Origin of the sequence: Flavobacterium sp. (genome assembly GCF_043760115.1) — a bacterium.
Lineage (GTDB): Bacteria > Bacteroidota > Bacteroidia > Flavobacteriales > Flavobacteriaceae > Flavobacterium.
In genome coordinates this window covers 1-21,150 of sequence record NZ_JAYUPK010000088.1, presented here as the reverse complement: position 1 = coordinate 21,150, position 21,150 = coordinate 1, and the positions used below count along the sequence as shown (strand labels likewise).

At 28.7% G+C, this 21,150-nt stretch carries 18 protein-coding genes; 8 read left to right on the top strand and 10 right to left on the bottom strand.

Annotated elements, in window-relative coordinates:
* Positions 1-70: 70 nt before the first annotated feature.
* Positions 71-418 (top strand): toxin-antitoxin system YwqK family antitoxin, encoded by a 348-nt coding sequence (locus ACH2BC_RS07890; RefSeq protein WP_395053451.1) that lies wholly within the window; start codon positions 71-73, stop codon positions 416-418.
* Between the two features lie 69 nt (positions 419-487).
* On the opposite strand, the gene ACH2BC_RS07885 is transcribed toward ACH2BC_RS07890, so the two are convergent.
* From ACH2BC_RS07885 to ACH2BC_RS07860, 6 genes are all read right to left on the bottom strand, one after another.
* On the bottom strand, positions 488-2,560 hold the full coding sequence (locus ACH2BC_RS07885; protein WP_395053450.1) for a PAS domain S-box protein: 2,073 nt from the start codon (positions 2,558-2,560) through the stop codon (positions 488-490).
* 142 nt (positions 2,561-2,702) lie between these two features.
* Entirely contained in the window at positions 2,703-6,182 is a 3,480-nt protein-coding gene (locus ACH2BC_RS07880; protein ID WP_395053449.1) for an efflux RND transporter permease subunit, read from the bottom strand.
* A gap of 75 nt (positions 6,183-6,257) precedes the next feature.
* Positions 6,258-7,397: an efflux RND transporter periplasmic adaptor subunit gene (locus tag ACH2BC_RS07875; RefSeq protein ID WP_395053448.1), complete on the bottom strand. Its 1,140-nt coding sequence runs from the start codon at positions 7,395-7,397 to the stop codon at positions 6,258-6,260.
* Between the two features lie 21 nt (positions 7,398-7,418).
* The gene (locus ACH2BC_RS07870; RefSeq protein WP_395053447.1) at positions 7,419-8,759 is read right to left on the bottom strand and encodes a TolC family protein; all 1,341 of its coding nucleotides are present in this window, start codon (positions 8,757-8,759) and stop codon (positions 7,419-7,421) included.
* Positions 8,760-8,762: 3 nt separating this feature from the next.
* Complete coding sequence (locus tag ACH2BC_RS07865; protein WP_395053446.1) at positions 8,763-9,359, bottom strand: TetR/AcrR family transcriptional regulator; 597 nt, start codon at positions 9,357-9,359, stop codon at positions 8,763-8,765.
* Positions 9,359-10,135 carry an SDR family NAD(P)-dependent oxidoreductase gene (locus ACH2BC_RS07860; RefSeq protein ID WP_395053445.1) on the bottom strand — a complete coding sequence of 259 codons (777 nt, stop codon included), beginning with the start codon at positions 10,133-10,135 and terminating at the stop codon, positions 9,359-9,361. The genes ACH2BC_RS07865 and ACH2BC_RS07860 overlap by 1 nt, the downstream gene beginning before the upstream one ends.
* Positions 10,136-10,447: 312 nt before the next feature.
* Here ACH2BC_RS07860 and ACH2BC_RS07855 point away from each other — a divergent pair, with 312 nt between their 5' ends.
* Together ACH2BC_RS07855 and ACH2BC_RS07850 are read left to right on the top strand one after the other, a co-directional pair.
* A complete protein-coding gene (locus tag ACH2BC_RS07855; protein ID WP_395053444.1) occupies positions 10,448-11,422 on the top strand; it encodes a polyprenyl synthetase family protein in 975 nt (324 codons plus the stop codon).
* Between the two features lie 212 nt (positions 11,423-11,634).
* Positions 11,635-11,988, top strand: coding sequence for a hypothetical protein (locus ACH2BC_RS07850; RefSeq protein WP_395053443.1), 354 nt, complete (start codon positions 11,635-11,637; stop codon positions 11,986-11,988).
* Between the two features lie 685 nt (positions 11,989-12,673).
* On the opposite strand, the gene ACH2BC_RS07845 is transcribed toward ACH2BC_RS07850, so the two are convergent.
* From ACH2BC_RS07845 to ACH2BC_RS07835, 3 genes are read right to left on the bottom strand one after another with little or no spacing between them, the layout of a single operon-like run.
* On the bottom strand, positions 12,674-13,372 hold the full coding sequence (locus ACH2BC_RS07845; protein ID WP_395053442.1) for a hypothetical protein: 699 nt from the start codon (positions 13,370-13,372) through the stop codon (positions 12,674-12,676).
* Positions 13,373-13,379: 7 nt separating this feature from the next.
* Positions 13,380-13,955 (bottom strand): hypothetical protein, encoded by a 576-nt coding sequence (locus ACH2BC_RS07840; RefSeq protein ID WP_395053441.1) that lies wholly within the window; start codon positions 13,953-13,955, stop codon positions 13,380-13,382.
* An 18-nt stretch (positions 13,956-13,973) separates the two neighbouring features.
* Positions 13,974-14,522, bottom strand: a complete 549-nt coding sequence (locus ACH2BC_RS07835; protein WP_395053440.1) for a hypothetical protein — start codon at positions 14,520-14,522, stop codon at positions 13,974-13,976.
* A gap of 114 nt (positions 14,523-14,636) precedes the next feature.
* Between ACH2BC_RS07835 and ACH2BC_RS07830 the strand changes: the two genes are divergently transcribed.
* The 5 genes from ACH2BC_RS07830 (at position 14,637) to ACH2BC_RS07810 (ending at position 20,797) form a co-directional block, all read left to right on the top strand.
* Positions 14,637-17,408 (top strand): 2-oxoglutarate dehydrogenase E1 component, encoded by a 2,772-nt coding sequence (locus ACH2BC_RS07830; RefSeq protein ID WP_395053439.1) that lies wholly within the window; start codon positions 14,637-14,639, stop codon positions 17,406-17,408.
* 133 nt (positions 17,409-17,541) lie between these two features.
* The gene (locus ACH2BC_RS07825; protein ID WP_395053438.1) at positions 17,542-17,844 is read left to right on the top strand and encodes a nucleotidyltransferase family protein; all 303 of its coding nucleotides are present in this window, start codon (positions 17,542-17,544) and stop codon (positions 17,842-17,844) included.
* Positions 17,831-18,181, top strand: coding sequence for a DUF86 domain-containing protein (locus ACH2BC_RS07820; protein ID WP_395053437.1), 351 nt, complete (start codon positions 17,831-17,833; stop codon positions 18,179-18,181). Before ACH2BC_RS07825 ends, ACH2BC_RS07820 begins: the two co-directional genes overlap by 14 nt.
* A 68-nt stretch (positions 18,182-18,249) precedes the next feature.
* Complete coding sequence (odhB, locus tag ACH2BC_RS07815) at positions 18,250-19,488, top strand: 2-oxoglutarate dehydrogenase complex dihydrolipoyllysine-residue succinyltransferase (protein WP_395053436.1); 1,239 nt, start codon at positions 18,250-18,252, stop codon at positions 19,486-19,488.
* 97 nt (positions 19,489-19,585) lie between these two features.
* A complete protein-coding gene (locus tag ACH2BC_RS07810) occupies positions 19,586-20,797 on the top strand; it encodes a TCR/Tet family MFS transporter (RefSeq protein WP_395053435.1) in 1,212 nt (403 codons plus the stop codon).
* A 71-nt stretch (positions 20,798-20,868) separates the two neighbouring features.
* On the opposite strand, the gene ACH2BC_RS07805 is transcribed toward ACH2BC_RS07810, so the two are convergent.
* Positions 20,869-21,150, bottom strand: a 282-nt coding sequence (locus tag ACH2BC_RS07805; protein ID WP_395053434.1) for a T9SS type A sorting domain-containing protein, incomplete at its 5' end; no start/stop codon positions are given.

The following is a 21,150-nucleotide window of genomic DNA, read 5'->3' as shown; positions in this document are numbered from 1 at the left end:
TAAAAGTTTGTGTATTGTAAATTAATTGTTACTTTTGTTATGTTATTATGAACTCCTAAAATCTAAAAACATGAAAAATATAACAATTATAGCGCTTTTTTTAGTATCTACACTAACATTTGCACAAGATAAATCTCCAAAACTAGAAGAAGTAAATGGTTTAGTAAAAGCTACTTATTATTTTGATAATGGACAAATTCAACAAGAAGGTTTCTTTAAAGAAGGAAAACTTGACGGAAAATGGATTTCTTATAATGAAAGTGGAAACAAAGTTGCTATTGCAGAATACACTAATGGAGAAAAAACTGGAAAATGGTTTTTTTGGAATGAGCAATCTTTATCTGAAGTAGATTATTCTAACAGTGCTGTTGCATCAGTTAAAGTATGGAATAAAGAAACAATTGCTGACAAAAATTAAAATATTAAACTAAACAAAACTAACTTAAAAAGGTTTTTCATAATAATGAAAAACCTTTTTTTATGTTCTTTAGTTTTTATTTATTATACTTTCAGACTCATCTAACAATAGTATTATTTTATCTGATGCATCAATGAGTTCAATATATTTTAATTCTGATTTTTCAATTTCATTATTGGTTTTTAAGTCTAAAATTTCTTTTACTAATTTATGAAGTTGTATGTGTTCAATTTCAAAATTTTGCATGGATTCTATATGACCATATTTAGTTTTTCCTTCACTGTAATACCATTTACCCAAGTCACAATCTAAGTGAGAAACTGCTTGTTGCAAAGTTAAACTACCATCACCATCAAGAAAATTTCTAATTTTATATTTCCATTTTAGATGTTTTGTTTTAGCCAAAGTAAAATCAACCATATAATGTTTTTTTATATTATTAGTTTTTTCGGTATTGTATTTGTCTATAAAAGAAACCAAATCTCTAGATGCAAAATCTAGTTTACTTACTGCACTTTTCATAAACACACCAACTTGTTTTACTTCGTCTTCTTGAATTGCATCTTCTTCTAATAATGTCATTAATCCAATAATATTGGTTAATGGACCACGAAATATGTGAGAGGTTTTAAATGCCATTTCTTCAAATTGTGCAATATAATTGGCGTTTTGAAATTCAATTTCTTTTAATTCTGTAATGTCGTGACCAAACGAAAAAACTTCGGTTATTTCATCTTTAGAATTAAATACAGCTAATTCGTTCCAAACAATCCATCTTTTTTTACCCAAAGAATTTTCTTGAACATCTAAATAGGTAATTTTTGGATTAGTACGACTTAAAGATTCAAATAAAGCAGTGTAAGATGGCGAAGTTTTTTCTGGATCTAAAGTTTTATAACTTGTACCTATAAAATGTTGTTTTTCTTTTCCGTAAAAATTGCAATAAGCAATGTTTACATACTTTCTTACAGCGAATTTATTAGTAATTACAACAAGATCTGATTGATTGTCTAAAACTAAATTTAATCTTTTATTGGTTTTTAATGAATTTTCGAAAGCCGTTTTTTGTTCTTCTTCTGCCTTTTTTTTGTCGCTTATATTTGTAGATAACGTAAAGAACTTACTAATTTCTCCATTTTCATCTATTATTGGAAGTATTGATGATACTATCCAAAAATGAGTTCCATCTTTGGCTTTGTTTTTAGTTTCGCCACGCCAAACTTTTCCTGAAAAAATAGTATCTTTAATTTCTTCATAATAACTTTTAGGATGAAAATCTGAATTTAAAACAGAAAATTTTTCTCCAATTAATTCTTGTTCAGTGTATTTTATTATTTTTAAATAAGGTTCGTTAATTTTTAAAATTCTTCCTTCTAAGTCAGTTACAACAGAATATAAATTATCATCAATTGCTTTTTGATAAGATTGTAATTCTTTAGTAGAATTTTTAACCATTGTATCTAACATTGTATTAAAAATTACGAGTTCCTCATTTTTAGTAACTAATAGATTTTCTTTATTTTTTAGATTCTCATTTACAAAATTTAACTCCTCAATAGAATTGGATAATGAATTAGAACTGTGTTTAATTAAATCTACACTCAACATTATTATAAACAACAATACACCACATGTTATTATTGTAATTAGAGTTGTAATAACAGTGTAATTAATTGTAGAATCTAAATAAAAAGGAGTATTTAAATCATATAAAACGTAAAATACAAATCCTAATGCACAAAGAATAATTCGAAAATAGATAGTGCTTTTTTTCTTATATATAAATGCAGCACTACAACAAATTATCATTAGTAAAAGAATTGTACCTGTTCTTCTAGTGTGTAAACTCCAAAATAATATTAAAAAGTAAAATCCATAAAACGCTACATCTTTAGAAATTTTAGATTTAAAATTTTTATTTAAAAATAAAATTAAAATACTTATAGGAATTAAAAGCAACGACATGTATTTATTACTGAATTCTAAAATAGAATAAAGTGTAAATATTAATAAACCTGTAATTATAGAAATAATTGCAAATGCGTTTAATAATTGAATTCGTTGTGAGTCAAGATAATGATGCTCTTTAGATCTTCCTATCTTTAAACCATCTTCCCATTTTTGAAATAAGTAAGTAAACATTTTAATTTCATTTATATATTTTGCAAAAATGCGTTAAAATCTTTACAAATAGTACTTTAAGTAGGTTTCTTTCTACAAAATATAACCAAAAAAGTTCCTCAAAACGAATCTTGAGGAACTTTTTGTAAATTAATTTAAAATTTTAATTCTCTAAAGCAAATTTTTGTCTTTTTTCACGTCTGTTTCTTAACCAATATTTTATTCTTTTTACTAAATAAAACATAACTGGAACCATAACTAGTGTTAAAACAGTAGCATAGGTTAATCCGAAAATAATTGTCCAAGCAAGTGGTGCCCAAAATATTACATTATCTCCACCCATATATAAATGTGGATTTAAATCGGTTATTAATCCAAAAAAGTCAAAATTTAAACCTATTGCTAACGGAATTAATCCTAAAATTGCAGTTAATGCAGTTAATAAAACTGGTCTTAATCTAGATTTTCCAGAAACTATAATTACTTCTTTTATTTCTTCAATTGATAAATCATCGTGTGATTCTAGTTTGTTAACTCGTACTTTTTCGTCAAGTAATAAGACAAAGAAATCCATAAGTACTATTCCGTTTTTAACTACAATTCCAGATAATGCTATAATTCCCATCATTGTCATAAGAATTACAAAGTCCATTCCTGCAATAACATAGCCATAAAATACGCCAGAAAAACTTAGTAAAACGGTAAACATTATTACTAGTGTTTTAGAAATAGAATTAAACTGCAACACAATAATTATGGTAATACTTGCTAATGCTAAAAGTAGTGCGCCAAACAAGAAACTGGAATCTTTTTTCTGTTGTTCTTGTTCGCCAGAAAACGAATAAGTAATATCGCCAGCCATTTTATAATTGGCAGTAACTAATGCTGATTCTATTTCTTTAGTAATTCCGTCACCATTGGCGCCTGTTAAAACATTAGAATAAATGGTCATTACACGTTTAGAATTTTTACGTTTTATTTGATTAAAAGTAAATTTTTTCTCTGTTGTAGATATAGAAGAAATAGGAACTTGAATAATTTGTCCGTTATTTTGATTTCTAAAAGTTACTGGTTGATTGAACAATACACTTTCATTTTTACGTTGGTCTTCTTGCAATCGCATTGTAATATCATAATCGTCTTTTCCTTCTTTATATTTAGAAATTTCTTGACCATAAATTGCTCTACGCATTGTAAAACCTACTTGTCCTGTAGTTGCACCAAGACTTCCTACACCAACTCTATCAATTTTCATTTCTAGTTCTGGCGATTCTTTATTTACATCAATATTTAATTTTTCAATACCTGTAATATTTTTAGAATTTATAAATTCGATTACTTTATTGGCTTCAATAAGCATTTCATCATAATTTGTTCCAGATAATTGTAAAGAAATTGGATAACCAGAAGGTGGACCAGCAGCATCTTTTTCTACAGTAATTTTTGCGCCAGCAATACCTTTTACTTTATCACGAATTTCTTCAAGAATTTTATTAGTATCTACATCTCTTCGTAAATTAAATTCCGAAAAGTTTACAGTTACTTTTCCTTTGTATGGAGTTTCCGATTGATTTCCAGAATCTACATTTGGATTTCCTGCGCCCATTCCAACTTGAGAAACAATACTTTCTGCCAAATAATTTTCTTTAGTGTTTTCATCAACATATTTCTTTAAAACTTCTATAACTTGTTTTTCTACAAATAAAGTTGCTTTATTGGTTTTAGAAATATCTGTTCCTTGTGGATATTCAATGTAAACAATGTTTTGTTTAGGAACATTATTAGGAAAAAACAATACGTTTCTAGGAAAAATTCCAAGTAAAACAAAAGAGAAAAATAAAAGAACTATGATTGAAACTAATGCAATTACAGCACGTTTTCCTGTTAGAATTTTACCCAAGAAAACTTGGTATTTAGATTCTAGCTTTGGGAAAAAACTGTGTTGAAAATCTTGTGTCCATTGGTATAATTTAATATAATACAACCACATTAATCCTAATGAAATTAGTAATAAGTGTCCAATTGCTCGCATCCAAGTTGTATCAGATACATATCCAGGAACAAGAAATAATAAACCAGATGCAATAAAAATTATAGAATATTTTTTTAATGCTTTCTTAGAAATATTTTTATCTTCAATATCCATAAATCCGCCAGTCATTGCTGCGTTTATAACCATTGCAACAAATAATGATGCGCCAAGTACACACGATAATGTAATTGGAAAATAAACCATAAATTTTCCAACTGTTCCTGGCCATAATGCTAATGGAATAAATGCTGCAAGTGTTGTTGCTGTTGATGAAATTACTGGCCAAGCAATTTCGCCAATACCAATTTTAGACGCATCAATTCTACTCATTCCTTTTCGCATATTTGCAAAAACGTTGTCTACAACTACAATTCCGTCATCTACAAGAAGTCCTAATCCCATAACTAAACCAAACAGAACCATTGTATTTAATGTAAATCCAAATGCTGATAATATTGCAAATGCCATTAACATTGAAAGCGGTATTGCCGCACCAACAAACAACGAATTTCGTAATCCCATTGTAAACATTAACACAATCATTACTAGAATAATTCCGAAAATAATATGGTTAGAAAGTTCGTTAACTTGATGTTCTACACTAGATGATTGGTCGTTAGTAAGTTCTAAACTCAAGTTTTTAGGAAGAACAGTTTCTTGTGCTTTTTTTATAATTTCTTTTATTTGATCAATTGCAGAAATCATATTTTGACCCGATCGTTTTTTTACATTTAGCATTACAACTTCTTTTCCGCTTTCACGAGCATAAGTTGTTTTTTCTTTTTCTTTAAAACTTACAGCTGCAATGTCTTTAAGGTAAACTGTACCGTTAAAGGATTTTACAATTACATTATTTAATTGCTCTGGATTGGATATTTCTCCAACAATTCTAATATTATTTCTAGAACCTTGAGACACTAAATTTCCGCCAGAAAGTGTCATATTTTCATATTTCACGGCATTTTGAATGTCGTCAAAGCTTACTTGCGCTGCATTCATTTTAAAAACGTCAACTGCAATTTCTACTTCTTTATCATCAACACCTAGAATGTCTACAATTTTTACTTCTGGAACATTTTCTATTTCATCTTTTAAATATTCGCCATATTTTTTAAGTTGTTGCGTGGTATAATTTCCTTTAAGATTGATGTTTAAAATAGGAACTTCTTCAGATATATTGATGTTGAAAACATTAGGTTCAACCTTGCTACCATTATCTAAATTTGGCCAATCGGTTTTGGCTTTAGTTTGATCTACTTTGTCTTTTATTTTAACTTTGGCTTCTTCAATAGTAATTTTTTGATCAAATTCTATTACAATCATTCCATAATCTTGAAACGAACTAGATGTTACTTTTTCTACACCAGAAATATTTTTAAACTGATCTTCAAGTGGTTTTACAACCAATTTTTCAACATCTTCTGATGAATTTCCTGGAAATATTGATGATACAAATATTTTATTTTCTAAAATTTCTGGAAAATCTTCTCTTGGCATATTTATGTATGCCATTGTTCCCATTACAATTATAATTAAGGTTAAGATGTAAACGGTAATTCTATTATCTACAGCCCAACTCGATATGCCGAATTCGTGGTTTTTATGTTCCATATTCTTCTGTTTATAGTTTTTTGTTTAGGGTTTATTGTTAACTAAAAACTAGAAACAATAAACCCAAAACTATTTTTAAAAATTAATTTTCATTCCATCAGAAATTACATTTACACCTTCGGTAATTATAATATCGTCAGATGATAATCCGCTTAAAATTTCGGTAACACTATCAGATGATTGACCAGTTTGTACAATTGTTTTTTGTGCAATTCCAGTTTTTCCAACTACATTATTTGCTACAAATACAAATTTATTTCCTTCTCCATCAGTTTGAATAACATTAGAAGGAACAACAACTGCTTCTTTATTAACGTAATCTATAATTTTAAGTTTGGCAACTTGGTTTGGACGCAATAAATTATCAGGATTAGGAACAGAAACTTCTATACCAAAACTTCTATTATTAGGATTTATAAAATTTCCAACTTGACGCACTCTACCTTTATAAGTTTTTCCTAACGATGCTAAGAAAACTTCAACTTCGGTTCCAACTTTTAATTTTCCAATATAAGTTTCAGGAACATTTGTAGAAACATACATATTATTTAAATTTACAATTCGCATCAATCCTTCTTGACTTGCAGCTACAACTTGTCCTCTTTCTACAAAAACTTCGTCAATTGTTCCTGTAAATGGTGCACGAATTAAAGTTTTAGATAATTGTGCTCTCATTTGTGATACTTGTTTTTGAGCAGAAATCATTTGCGTTTGGGCTTGTAAATATTGAATTTCAGATCCAATTTTTTGATTCCAAAGATTTTTTTGACGTTCAAATGTAGTTTTTGCTAATGCATATTGACTTTCAATTCCTGCCAATTGCTGACTCATTCCACCATCATCAACTCTACCAAGAACTTGACCTTTAGATACGCGTTGTCCAGCTTTTACATTTAATGAAGTTAATGTTCCAGGAATTTCTGGTTGTATTAAAATATTTTCTTTAGTATCAACATTTCCTTGAATTTCTAAATAATGATTAAAAATGGTATCTTTTACATTGGTAACTTCTACTAATGCTTCTTCTTTTTTTACATCCAATGTTGCCAAAGCGCCATCAATTTTGGTAATATCAGCTTGTAAAAGTGCTTTTTTGGCTTGTAATTCTTTTATATTTTTGGCAGATATTAAAGAATCTATAGATTGATTATTTTCTTTTTTACCACAAGAAAAAAGTAAAATAGATACGGTTAAAAGTGTTATTATTTTTTTCATATTATATAGATTGTGTTAATTTTATTTTGAAGTTATTTTTTCTAATGATGCTTTTTTATTGATTACATCAACCATTGTTTGCAAGAAATTTTGTTGCGAAGTATACAATTGTCGTTGTGCTTCGGTAAAATCGAAACTACTAGAAAGTCCTTCTTTAAATTTTATTTGTTGCTTGTTTTCAATGCGTTCTGCTAGTTTTAAACTTTCTTTAGAACTGTTGTATTGTTCTACACTAAACTCGTAATCGCTTTTAGCATTTTGATATTGTAATTTAAGTTGTTGTTCAGATTGTGTTAGTTGTGTTTTAGCTTTATCTAATTCAATTTTAGCTTGTTGCGTTTTAGCACTTCTTCCAAAACTACTAAATATTGGAACATTTAAATTCAATCCTAAGTTGGAATAATTAAACCATTTATTGTCAGTATTTAACAGTGTAAAAGTATCGCCAAATGCATTATATCCAAAATTTACACCAGCAGCAAGAGTAGGCAATGCTTTACTTTTTTGAAGTTTTAATTCTAAATTTCTTTGAGAAACAAAATTTTCAGAAATAATATAATTGATGTTGTTTTTTACGTCAAAATCTGAACTTGAAAATGACATATCCATATTGCTAACAGCTAAATTATCTAGTTTATCAGTTATAATTAATTCATCGTCAAGATTGATTCCTAAATTAATTTTTAACATTTTTAAACTAATTTCTTTCAGTCTATTTATGTAATTTAAATTACTATTTACACTAGATAATGTAATCTTTAATTGCTCTACATTTTCTTCTTCAATTAAACCATTTTTATAAGTTTCATTAGTGTCAAAAAGTGTTTTTTCTAGAATTGTTTTATTTTTTACAAGAATTTGAGCATTTTCATTTGCTAAAAGAACACTTCCATAAGAGTTGATAATCATTTCTTTAACTTCAGTATCTGTTTTTCTTTTATAATTTTTATAGAATTCTAGATACGTTTTAGATGCTTGAAGTGCAACAATATAAGAACCATCAAATAACAATTGTGTTAATGCTAAACTTGCATTGGCATTGTGTTTAGTTCCAAAGGTTACTTCGGCAAATTCACCTGGTGTTCCACCAAAAATCTCTGCAGGAATTAAAGAAGTTTGTATTTTAAAATTATTTTGATAACTAATGTTTCCATTAACCTGTGGCAAACCCATTGAAGTAGTTTCCCATTTTTTTTGTTGAGCAATTTCAATATCTCTTCCAGCATTTATTGCTTGATAATTGTTTTGAATAGCGTGATCTATGGCTTGTTGCAAACTAAAAGAATAACTTTTTTTAGTATTTTCTTGAGCATTTGAAAATAATGCAAAAAGAAAAAGTGCAAGTATTGTTGTTTTTTTCATGAATTATATATTTGTTTGTGAGAGATGTTTTTCTAATTCTAAAATTCCTTTTGTTGTAGCAATTGCTCTTGTGTGGTATTCCAATGCAAATAATTCAAGTTCAAATGCTTCTTTTTCAGATTTTATCGTTTCGTTTATATTAAAAATTAATGTATAATAAAATCTAACAAACGCTTCTACATTTATACTTTCTCTATAAAATCCTTCGGCAATTCCTTTTTCAATATTTTGTTTAAAAACCGATTTACATTCGTCAATTTCTCTAACCAATACCGATTCATAAATTTGAGGATAATGTTTTTTTAATTGATATGCAGGCGAAGTATCTGTAGATTTAAACATTTCTTTAAACATTTTTCTAATCTCGAAATTCTCAGTAATTGCGTTGTGTTTTTTGGCAATAATTAAATTTATTGTATCGTGAATTTCTTTATGAACTTCTCTTGTGCCTTCTTCAATAAGTATTTCTTTGTTTACAAAATATTTATAAATTGTTTTTTTAGAAATACACATTTCACAAGCAATGTCGTCCATAGTTACACTCTTGAAACCTAATTTCAAGAACATATCAGTAGCTTTTTTTATAATTTTATCTTTCATTATTCTTGAACGCTTCTTATAATTTTAGTTACTAAATTTCTAGGTAATAATCTAATAGAATTTGCCAAAATGTAGTTTAATGTTCCGTGAATTGCTACAGTTTTTCCTTTCAACATAGCATCATAACCGTATTTTGCAACTTCACTTGAAGATGGTAATTTTTTATCTTTAAATAATTTTGCATTATCCATTGAAGCAGCAGTTTGAAATCCGCTTTCTGTTGGTCCAGGACACAATGCTGTAACGGTAACTCCAAATTCTTTTACTTCATTTGCAACAGCTTCAGAAAAACTTAAAACATAAGCTTTTGTAGCAAAATATACTGCCATTGTTGGTCCAGGTTGAAAAGATGCTGTTGATGCTAAATTTAAAATTTTACCATTTTTTCTGGCAACCATATCTTTAATAAACAATTTTGTAAACTGAGATAAAGCTGTTATATTTAAGTTAATCATTTCTTCTTCTTTGTTCCAATCTGTAGAAACAAACATTCCGAAATCGCCAAAACCTGCATTATTTATTAAGTAATCTACCTGTAGATTATGTTTTTTTACTTCGTTATAAATGTCTTGAGCCGCATCTTTAAGTGATAAATCTTTAGAAATTATGTTAACTTTAACTTTAAATTTAGTTTCAATTTCTAATTTGATTTCTTCAAGTTTTTTAGTATTTCTAGCAACCAAAATTAAATTTCCACCACAATTTGCGTGCTCATATGCCAATTCTAATCCAATTCCGTTAGAAGCACCAGATATTAAAGCAGTTGGATTTATCATTTGTTTATTTTTAAAATCTATTATTTAAGATTTCTATTAAATTAAATGCAAATGTAAGTCGGAAACTTTTAACACCAAAATAGTTTCCAAAGTATTTACATAAATTTAACATTAACTTTGGTTGTGAGTTTTGAGTTATGGGTTTTGAGTTAATTGTAACTGTTTATGTTGATAGATTTTTTAGATAAAATTAAAACACATAACTTACAACTGATAACTGTAAAATTTTTTATTCTACATTTGTATATTATTATGAAATTATGGCATAATGTTACTCAAAACCCATAACTCAAAACCCACAACAAAAAATCTATGCATTCCATTTATCAATATCAAGAATTTATTTCAGACTATTTACAATCGCAATACGAAACCAAAGAACCACGTAATTTATATGAACCAATTCATTATATATTAGGTCTTGGCGGAAAAAGAATGCGACCAGTATTGACTTTAATGAGTGCAGAATTGTTTGATGCCGATTATAAATTAGCACTTCCAGCAGCATTGGCAGTTGAGGTTTTTCATAATTTTTCGTTAGTTCACGATGATATTATGGATGATGCGCCACTTAGAAGAGGAAACGAAACAGTTCACGAAAAATGGAATATAAACACAGCAATTCTTTCTGGCGATGCCATGTTGATATTGGCGTATCAATATTTTGAAAAATACAACACCGAAGTTTTTAGAGAATTGGCAAAATTGTTTAGTAAAACAGCTTTAGAAGTTTGCGAAGGTCAACAATGGGATGTAGATTTTGAAACTCGTGAAGACGTTACTATTCCAGAATATTTAAAAATGATTGAATATAAAACAGCAGTTTTGGTTGCTGCTGCGATGAAAATGGGAGCAATTGTTGCTGAAACTTCTAAAGAAAATGCGGAATTAATTTATGATTTTGGACTGAATTTAGGTTTAGCATTTCAATTGCAAGATGATTATCTTGATGCTTTTGGAAATCCAGAAACGTTTGGAAAACAAGTTGGTGGCGACATTATTGAAAATAAAAAAACCTATTTGTATCTTAAAGCGATAGAATTTTCATCTGATGAAGATAAAAAACAATTGATGCATTTATTTTCTATTCAACCAGAAGATAGTTCGGATAAAATTGAATCTGTAAAAAATATTTTCAATACTTCTGGAGCATCTAATGCTACTCAAAAAGCCATTCAAGACTACACTTTTAAAGCATTTGAAACACTTAGAAATGTGAGTATTGATAACGAAAGAAAAGATATTTTACGTTCGTTTGGCGAGAATTTAATGGGACGAAAAGTGTAGATTTCAGATTTCAGATTTTTGATTAACGATTTTTGATTTTCAAATAAAATATATTTTCAAAATAGTCTACTTTAAATCAGCAATCAAAAATCGTTAGTCTTCAATTAATGTTTATTTTAAAATCGTCTATTTTAAATCTGCAATCAAAAATCGTTAATCTTCAATCTTCAATCAAAATTTATTAACCTTCAATCATAAATTAAATTTCAAAAATGAATTTCATAGCGCCCATTTCTATTGATAATTTACTTTCTCAAGCAGAAAAGGAAAACTTATACCTAAAACTTATAGAGCAAATTAATAAAGATTTTAATTTGGCAAACGAAGCAATAGATTTTCACATAAGCACAAAACCAGCAGAATTAAAAATTCAATTGCACGAAAAAATTTATAGGTTAATTCAATATAAATTTGCCGAATATTTAAACTTGCTATACATAATTGATGTTCCAGAAGATCAAATAAAAAAACTTGATGGTTCAGATATTTCAGAACTTTCTGGTCAAGTAGCTTTCTTAATTTTAAAACGAGAATGGATGAAAGTGTGGTTTAGAAACAGATATTAATTACACTTTAAGTGTAATAAATGTTAAAAGTATTTTGTAATTACACTTTTAGTGTATTAAATGTTAATTTTCTTTTGAGGTTACACTTTTAGTGTAAAGAATGTTAAAATTATAGAATTACACTTTTAGTGTAAAGAATGTTAAAATTATAGAATTACACTTTTAGTGTATCAAATGTTAATTTTCTTTTAAGATTACACTTTTGGTGTAAAGAATGTTAAAATTATAGAATTACACTTTTAGTGTATCAAATGTTAATTTTCTTTTAAGATTACACTTTTAGTGTAAAGAATGTTAAAATTATAAAATTACCCTTTAAGTGTATCAAATGTTAATTTTCTTTTAAGATTACACTTTTAGTGTAAAGAATGTTAAAATTATAAAATTACCCTTTTAGTGTATCAAATGTTAATTTTCTTTTTAGGTTACACTTTTAGTGTAAAGAATGTTAAAACTATAAAATTACACTTTTAGTGTAATAAATGTTAATTTTCTTTTGATATTACACTTTTAGTGTAAAGAATGTTAAAACTTTAAAATTACACTTTTAGTGTAACAAATGTTAATTTTCTTTTGAGGTTACACTTTTAGTGTAAAGAATGTTACAATTATAAAATTACACTTTTAGTGTATCAAATGTTAATTTTCTTTTGAGATTACACTTTTAGTGTAATAAATGTTAATTTTAAGGTAAGATTTTTGGACCTAAAACATTCATCCATATTATAAATCCTGCAATTCCTCCAAGAAATCCAGATGTTATGAAATGTAATCTTTCTGTTTTTGGAATAATTTTAAAAATAACATAAATGGAAACAATTAAACCAATTATTGCTAATGGAATTGCAATTGAACCTTTATGAATTTCTAAAAGCAATGCAATATTTTTTTCATCACCGCTAAAATATTTATTTGAATTATTTACAATAGCTCTAAAAACAGACATAACTAAATTAAAAACTTCTCTTAACCAGAATAAAGTTAAAAAAACAAAGAACCAATCAAGATTTTTAAAACCAAACTTTTTAATTTTGTTTCTTCTGTAAAGCAAAATTATAAAACCTAGAGTTCCAGTTAAAATAGTTTGAAAAGGTCCGCCAATAAATACATACAAGTCTTTTAAAGCAATATTGCTAGACAAATTTTCATAAATTTCTTTTTCAGAATAATTTCCACTTTCTTTTATTGCTTCTTTATTTCTATTGTATATTTCAATTTGTTTATCTTCATCTTTATTTTTATAATTCATACTTCCATAATGAAGTTGCGTTTCAAAACCATAATATTTAGCAACTAAAATGTGTCCATATTCGTGAGAAATGGTTCCTACAATGGTAAAAAAAATAAAAAATAGAATAAAATAAAGAAACTTTATAGGTTTCATTTTTTAATTAAAAACCAATATTTACAAAAGGAACAATTGCACTTGTGTAAGCACTTTTTTCTTCCTTGTACAATAAGTTATATTTTGCGCCAATAATAATTTTCTTGGTAACATTAATTCCTGCTCCAATAAATAAAGCTGTATCCCAAAAACTTTTAGATGTTTTTACGTTGTTAATTTCAGTTTCACTATTTACATTTAGTTCTACAAATTCTAATATAGTTTGTATTGTTTTACTTGGATTGTAAAATCCTAACAAGTTTGCTCCAAATGTTGTTGTGTTTTGTAAATTTTTAATAGAATTATAACTTCCTTGAAGACCAGCACCAAAAGAAATTTTATTAGATACTTTGTATGTTAAATTGGGAGCAACGTTAATACTTGTTCCACCAACAAAGTTAAGTCCAAATCCGCATCCAAATTTAATTTTACTTTGCTTTTTTAAAGTATCAATTACAACTAAGTTATTAGATTTAAAAATAGAATCTGTATTTTTTGATGCAACAGAATCTTTAACAATTTGAGACGATAACAATTGAGTAAATAAAAGAAATAATAGTGTGTATGTATAAGTGTTTTTCATAAAATGGTTTTATAATAATTAAAAGTAAACTCTAACAAATGGCATTAAAGCATCGCTGTAAACGCTTTTGTCCTTGTCAAAAAGTAAATTATATCTAGCGCCAATAGTAACATTGTTTGTTCTATAACCTGCGCCAATAAACAATCCTGTATTCCAAAAATTGTTTTTAACAGTTGTATTTCCAACAGATTGAAATTTGGTACTCACATTTACTTCTTCAACTTCTAGAGAAAGTTGTATTTCTTCTATTGGATTAAAAAGTCCAATAACATTGACTCCGACAACTGTAGATTTAAAAAAATCTTTCTGAGAAATAAAGCTTCCTTGCAATCCTGTTCCAAGAGAAAAAAGTTCATTAAAATTGTAAATTGCACTTGGAGCAACAGTAATATCTGTGTAACCACTTCCTATTCCTAATCCTAAACCGCCACCAAATTGAACTTTATTCCAAAAATTATTTTCTGGTTTTGGAGTAGTTGTGTCTTGTGCATTAATGCTATTACTATTTATCAAAAATATAAATAATGCTATTAAATTTCTTAAATTCTTAAAAGTATTAATTTTCATATTGGTTGGTTTAATATTTTTATGCGATAAAAGTATAAAAAACAGCATAACATTGTTGTAAATATTTTACTTTTGTATAAATTTTTTTAACACAACGATTTTTCAATACATTATATGGATAGGTTTTCCTTTTTAAACGCTGCACACACTGAATTTTTTGCCCAAACATACGATCAATATCTTTTAAATCCAGACGCTGTTGAACCTTCTTGGAGAGCTTTTTTTCAAGGTTTCGATTTTGGAATGGCAACATACAATGAAGAAAATGCTGGCCAACAACTTGCCAATTATGCTTCGCAAACAATAGATAATGGTCAAGCATCAACAAAATTACAAAAAGAATTTAATGTTTTAAAACTTATTGATGGGTATAGAACTCGTGGTCATTTGTTTACAAAAACCAATCCGGTTCGCGATAGAAGAATTTATACACCAACGTTAGCCATAGAAAATTTTGGATTAACATTTTCAGATTTAGAAACTGTTTTCGATGCGGCTAAAATTATTGGTCACAAACCATCTACTTTAAAAGAAATTATTACACATCTTGATAACGTATATTGCCAATCTATTGGTGTAGAATATATGTACATTAGAAAACCAGAAGTGGTGCAATGGATTCAAAATAAGCTTAATATAAATGATAATTTGCCCAACTTTAATGTTGATCAGAAGAAAAATATTTTAAGTAAACTAAACGAAGCTGTTTCGTTTGAAAACTTTTTACATACTAAATATGTTGGTCAAAAACGTTTCTCACTTGAAGGTGGAGAATCAATAATTCCAGCACTTGATGCATTAATTGAAGCTGCAGCAGAAAAAGGAGTAGAGCATTTTGTAATGGGAATGGCTCACAGAGGAAGATTAAATATTTTAGCCAATATTTTTCACAAACCAGTTCAAGATATTTTCTCAGAATTTGACGGAAAAGATTACGATAAAGAATATTTTGATGGCGATGTAAAATACCATTTAGGATTAACATCAGAAAAAACAACTCGTACTGGAAAAAAAATAAATATTAATTTGGCGCCCAATCCTTCGCATCTTGAAACCGTTGGAGCAGTAATTGAAGGAATTGCTCGTGCCAAACAAGATAAATATTTTCCAAACGATTTTTCTAAAGTATTGCCAATTGCTGTTCACGGTGATGCTGCGGTTGCCGGACAAGGAATTGTGTATGAAATTATTCAAATGGCACAACTTGATGGCTATAAAACTGGCGGAACAATACATTTAGTTATAAATAATCAAGTTGGTTTTACTACCAATTATCAAGACGCACGTTCGTCAACTTATTGTACCGATGTAGCTAAAGTTACTTTATCGCCAGTACTTCACGTAAATGCTGATGATGCAGAAGCAGTTGTTCATGCAATGCTTTTTGCTTTAGATTTTAGAATGACTTTTGGAAGCGATGTATTTATTGACCTTTTGGGTTATAGAAAATACGGTCATAACGAAGGTGATGAGCCACGATTTACACAACCAGTTTTGTATAAAATTATTGCTAAACATAGAAATCCAAGAGATATTTATGCAGAAAAATTAATTATTGATGGCATTGTAAATCAAGACTACATTAATAAATTAGAAAGTGATTATAAAGGTAATTTAGATAAAGATTTAGAAGAATCTCGCAAAAAAACGTTAACTATTATCAAGCCATTTTTACAAGACGAATGGAATGGTTTTGAGCAAGTTTCTGATGACGAAATGCTTAAAAAAGTAGACACAACATTTGATAAAAAATACCTTGACGAAATTATAAAAGTAGTTTCAACCTTGCCATCAGATAAAAAATTTATAAATAAAATTTCTAAAATTGTTACCGATAGAAAAACAATGTATGACAACAATGTTATCGATTGGGGAACAGCAGAAACACTTGCCTACGCAACACTTTTAACAGAAGGTTACAACGTTAGAGTTTCTGGACAAGACGTAGAAAGAGGAACATTTTCTCACCGTCACGCAGTGGTTAAAGTAGAAGATAGCGAAGAAGAAGTAATTCTTTTAGATACTTTAAAAGATGCAAAAGGTACTTTTCAAATATACAATTCATTGCTCTCAGAATATGCAGTTCTTGGTTTTGATTATGGTTATGCACTTACAAATCCGAATTCGTTAACCATATGGGAAGCACAATTTGGAGATTTTTCTAATGGTTGTCAGATAATGATTGACCAATATATTTCGTGTGGAGAAGACAAATGGAACAACCAAAACGGAATAGTTCTTTTGTTACCTCACGGTTATGAAGGTCAAGGTGCAGAACATTCATCGGCAAGAATGGAACGTTATTTACAACTTTGTGCGCGACATAATATGTACGTTGCCGATTGTACAACACCTGCGAATTTCTATCACTTGTTGCGTCGTCAAATGAAAACTAAATTCCGCAAACCATTGGTTGTATTTTCGCCAAAAAGTTTGTTGCGTCATCCACTTTGTGTATCTACGCAAGACGAATTGGCAAATGGAAGCTTTCAAGAAACAATTGATGATGTAAAAGTTGATAAATCTAAAGTAAAATCATTGGTTTTTTGTACGGGAAAATTCTATTATGATTTACTTGCAGAAAGAGAAAATAATGGAAGAAATGATGTAGCTTTGGTTAGAATTGAGCAATTATTTCCGTTACCAGTAGATCAATTAAAAGAAATTATTGCTAAATATCCTAATGCGGATGATTATGTTTGGGCGCAAGAAGAGCCAAAAAATATGGGCGCTTATAGTTTTATGTTAATGAATTTCGATTTAGTAAAATGGAGATTAGCATCATTAAAAGCATATGCAGCACCAGCAGCAGGAAGCAGTACAAGAGATAGAAGACGTCATGCAGATGCAATAAGAATGGTGTTTGATAAAGAATTGTTTAGGTAATTTTTTTAGAAGCTAATCCTGCTATACGTTACAATCTTTTTAAATTTAAATTCCGCAAAAGCTCCATTTAAATTTAAAAAGGATTTTCACTTCTATCAGGGCTAAAAAAAGTAAATTTGAAAATAAAAACTAAATGTTAAATAAACAAGATATTTTTAAAACCATTCAAGATAACAAAGAAACAATAAAAAGTTTCGGTGTTACCCAAATAGGTTTGTTTGGTTCTTATTCTCGTGATGAACAAACTTCAACTAGTGATATTGATATATTGGTTGATTATAATCTAGAAGAAATTAATTTTAAAAAATATTTTTTGTTTTGCGAATATTTAGAAAATTTATTTCAAAACTATAAAGTTGAGATAGTTACAAAAAATGGATTAAGTGAATTTATTGGCCCACATATTTTAAAAAGTGTAAATTATGTCTCAATCTGACGAACTAGAATTTATTGGACATATCTATGATGAAGTTAAATTCATTTTAAAAACTACTCAAAGTATTGATGCTGATAGTTTTTATAAAGATGAATTATTGAAAAGAGCCGTTACTAGAGCATTTGAAATTATTGGCGAAGCAACAAAAAATTTAGATTTTGAATTTAGAAATAAATATCCTAATATTCCATGGAAATTTATGGCAGGAATGCGAGATAAATTAATTCATGAATATATGGGAGTTGATTACAAGTTAGTATTTAAAACTGCGAAAGAAGAAATTCCAGAATTAAAATTCCAAATAGAACAAATAATAAACGAAGACAATAACAAATAATTATATATTTTTCAGATTAAACTTTTAAACTTTTAAACTTTTAAACCTGAAACTTTAAACAAAGAATTATGATTTTAGAAATGAAAGTGCCTTCACCAGGCGAATCGATAAAAGAAGTAGAAATTGCAACTTGGCTTGTAAAAGATGGCGATTATGTAGAAAAAGACCAAGCCATTGCTGAGGTAGATTCTGACAAAGCAACTTTAGAATTACCAGCAGAAGCTAGCGGAATAATTACGTTAAAAGCAGAAGAAGGAGATGCAGTTGCAGTTGGAGCTGTAGTTTGTTTAATAGACACAAGCGCAGCAAAACCATCTGGTTCAGTTGCAGCAGAAACTCCTAAAGTTGAAGAGAAAAAAGCAGAAACTCCAAAAGCTGAAGTTAAAGTAGAAGCGGTAAAAGTTGCTCCAGTTACTGAAAAATCGTATGCAGAAAGTACACCATCGCCAGCAGCAAGAAAAATATTAGACGAAAAAAACATTCAACCAAGTGATGTTGTTGGAACAGGAAAAGAAGGAAGAATTACTAAAGATGATGCAGTAAATGCAACACCATCAATGGGAACGCCAACTGGTGGAAATCGTGGTTCTGAACGTTCTAAATTATCAATGTTACGTCGTAAAGTTGCCGAAAGATTGGTTGCTGCAAAAAATGAAACTGCAATGTTAACAACGTTTAATGAAGTTAATATGACTCCAATAAATGTAATTAGAAATCAATATAAAGAAGACTTTAAAGCCAAACATGGTGGATTAGGTCTTGGCTATATGTCGTTTTTTACCAAAGCTGTAACTCGTGCATTAGCATTATTTCCAGATGTAAATTCTATGATTGATGGCGATTTTAAAACCGCTTACAACTTCTGTGATATATCAATTGCAGTTTCTGGACCAAAAGGTTTAATGGTTCCAGTAGTTAGAAATGCAGAGAATTTATCGTTTAGAGGAATAGAATCTGAAATTAAAAGATTGGCAATTAAATCTCGCGACGGACAAATTACCGTTGATGATATGACTGGCGGAACTTTTACAATTACCAATGGTGGTGTTTTTGGAAGTATGTTATCTACACCAATCATCAATCCGCCACAATCAGGAATTCTTGGAATGCACAATATAATTGAACGCCCAATTGCTGTAAATGGTAAAGTGGAAATTCACCCAATGATGTATGTAGCACTTTCGTATGATCATAGAATTATTGATGGTCGTGAGTCGGTTGGGTTTTTAGTCGCTGTAAAAGAAGCTTTAGAAAATCCGTTAGAATTATTGCTGAATAACGATGCTAAAAAAGCATTAGAATTATAAATCTAATTTGTCATTCTGACAAAGGAAGAATCTTATCCCAAATTCCAAATTCTACTCTTGGAATTTGGGATTTGTTTTTTAAACATTTAAAATCAGTATGGCAACAAGCAAAAAACAAGCAGCAATAGGTTTCATATTTATTACCATGTTAATTGATATTACTGGTTTGGGAATAATTATTCCTGTTATTCCAACCTTAATTAAAGAATTAATTAACGGCGATATTAGCGAAGCTGCCAAATATGGTGGTTGGTTAACTTTTGCTTATGCTATAACTCAGTTTATTTTTGCGCCATTAATAGGAAGTTTAAGTGATAAATATGGTCGTAGACCAATAATTTTAATTTCGCTTTTTGGCTTTTCATTAGATTATTTATTTCTATCGTTAGCACCAACAATTACTTGGCTTTTTGTGGGAAGAATTATTGCAGGAGTAACAGGAGCAAGTATTACAACAGCTTCTGCTTACATTGCCGATGTTAGTACAAACGAAAACAGAACTAAAAATTTTGGATTAATTGGCGCAGCTTTTGGATTAGGATTTATAATCGGACCAGTAATTGGAGGATTATTGGGTCAATATGGTGCTAGAGTTCCGTTTTATGCAGCAGCAATTTTGTGTATGGTTAACTTTTTATACGGATATTTTGTTTTACCAGAATCATTATCTAAAGAAAATAGAAGAGAATTTAGTTGGAAAAGAGCCAATCCTGTTGGAGCATTATTAAATTTAAAAAAATATCCAAACCTTATCGGATTAATAATTGCAATTTTCATTCTTTATGTTGCATCACATGCAGTGCAAAGCAATTGGAGTTTTTATACTATTTACAGATTTAATTGGGATGAAAAAATGGTGGGAATTTCACTTGGAATTGTTGGACTTTTAGTTGGATTGGTACAAGGTGTTTTAATTCGATACATAAATCCAAAACTAGGCAACGAAAAAAGTATTTATATAGGAATGGCTTTATACACTTTAGGAATGTTTCTGTTTGCTTTTGCCTCGCAAAGTTGGATGATGTTTGTGTTTTTAATTCCGTATTGTCTTGGCGGAATTGCTGGTCCGGCGTTGCAAGCAGTAGTTTCCCAAGAAGTTTCGCCATCAGAACAAGGAGAAATTCAGGGTACTTTAACTAGTTTAATGAGTGCATCATCCATAATTGGTCCACCATTAATGTCTATGATTTTTTATTATTTTACTCATAAAGAAGCACCTTTTCAATTTCCTGGAGCACCATTTATTTTGGGTGGAATATTAATGTTTGTTGCAACTGTAATTTCTTTTTATTCGTTAAGAAAACAATAGATTTTAAAATTAAAAAACTTCCAAATCTCAAAAAACTTGAAACTTGGAAGTTATATTTTAGAAGAAAATGTTTATTCTTTAACAATTTTTAAAACTTTCTCCAACCCTAAAGAAGAAACCTTCACAAAATAAATTCCACTAGAAAGTTCCGATAAACTAATTTCTGTTTCTAAAGAATTTACATTTTTAGCAATCATTTTTTGTCCTAATAACGACAAAATTTCTACTGAATCAATAACAGAATTATTAGAAATTTTTAAATTATCTTTTACAGGATTTGGATAAAAATTGAAATTAGTAAAAGCAAAATTTTCATTTGACAATGCAGCAACGAATTCTGTATTCCATGTATC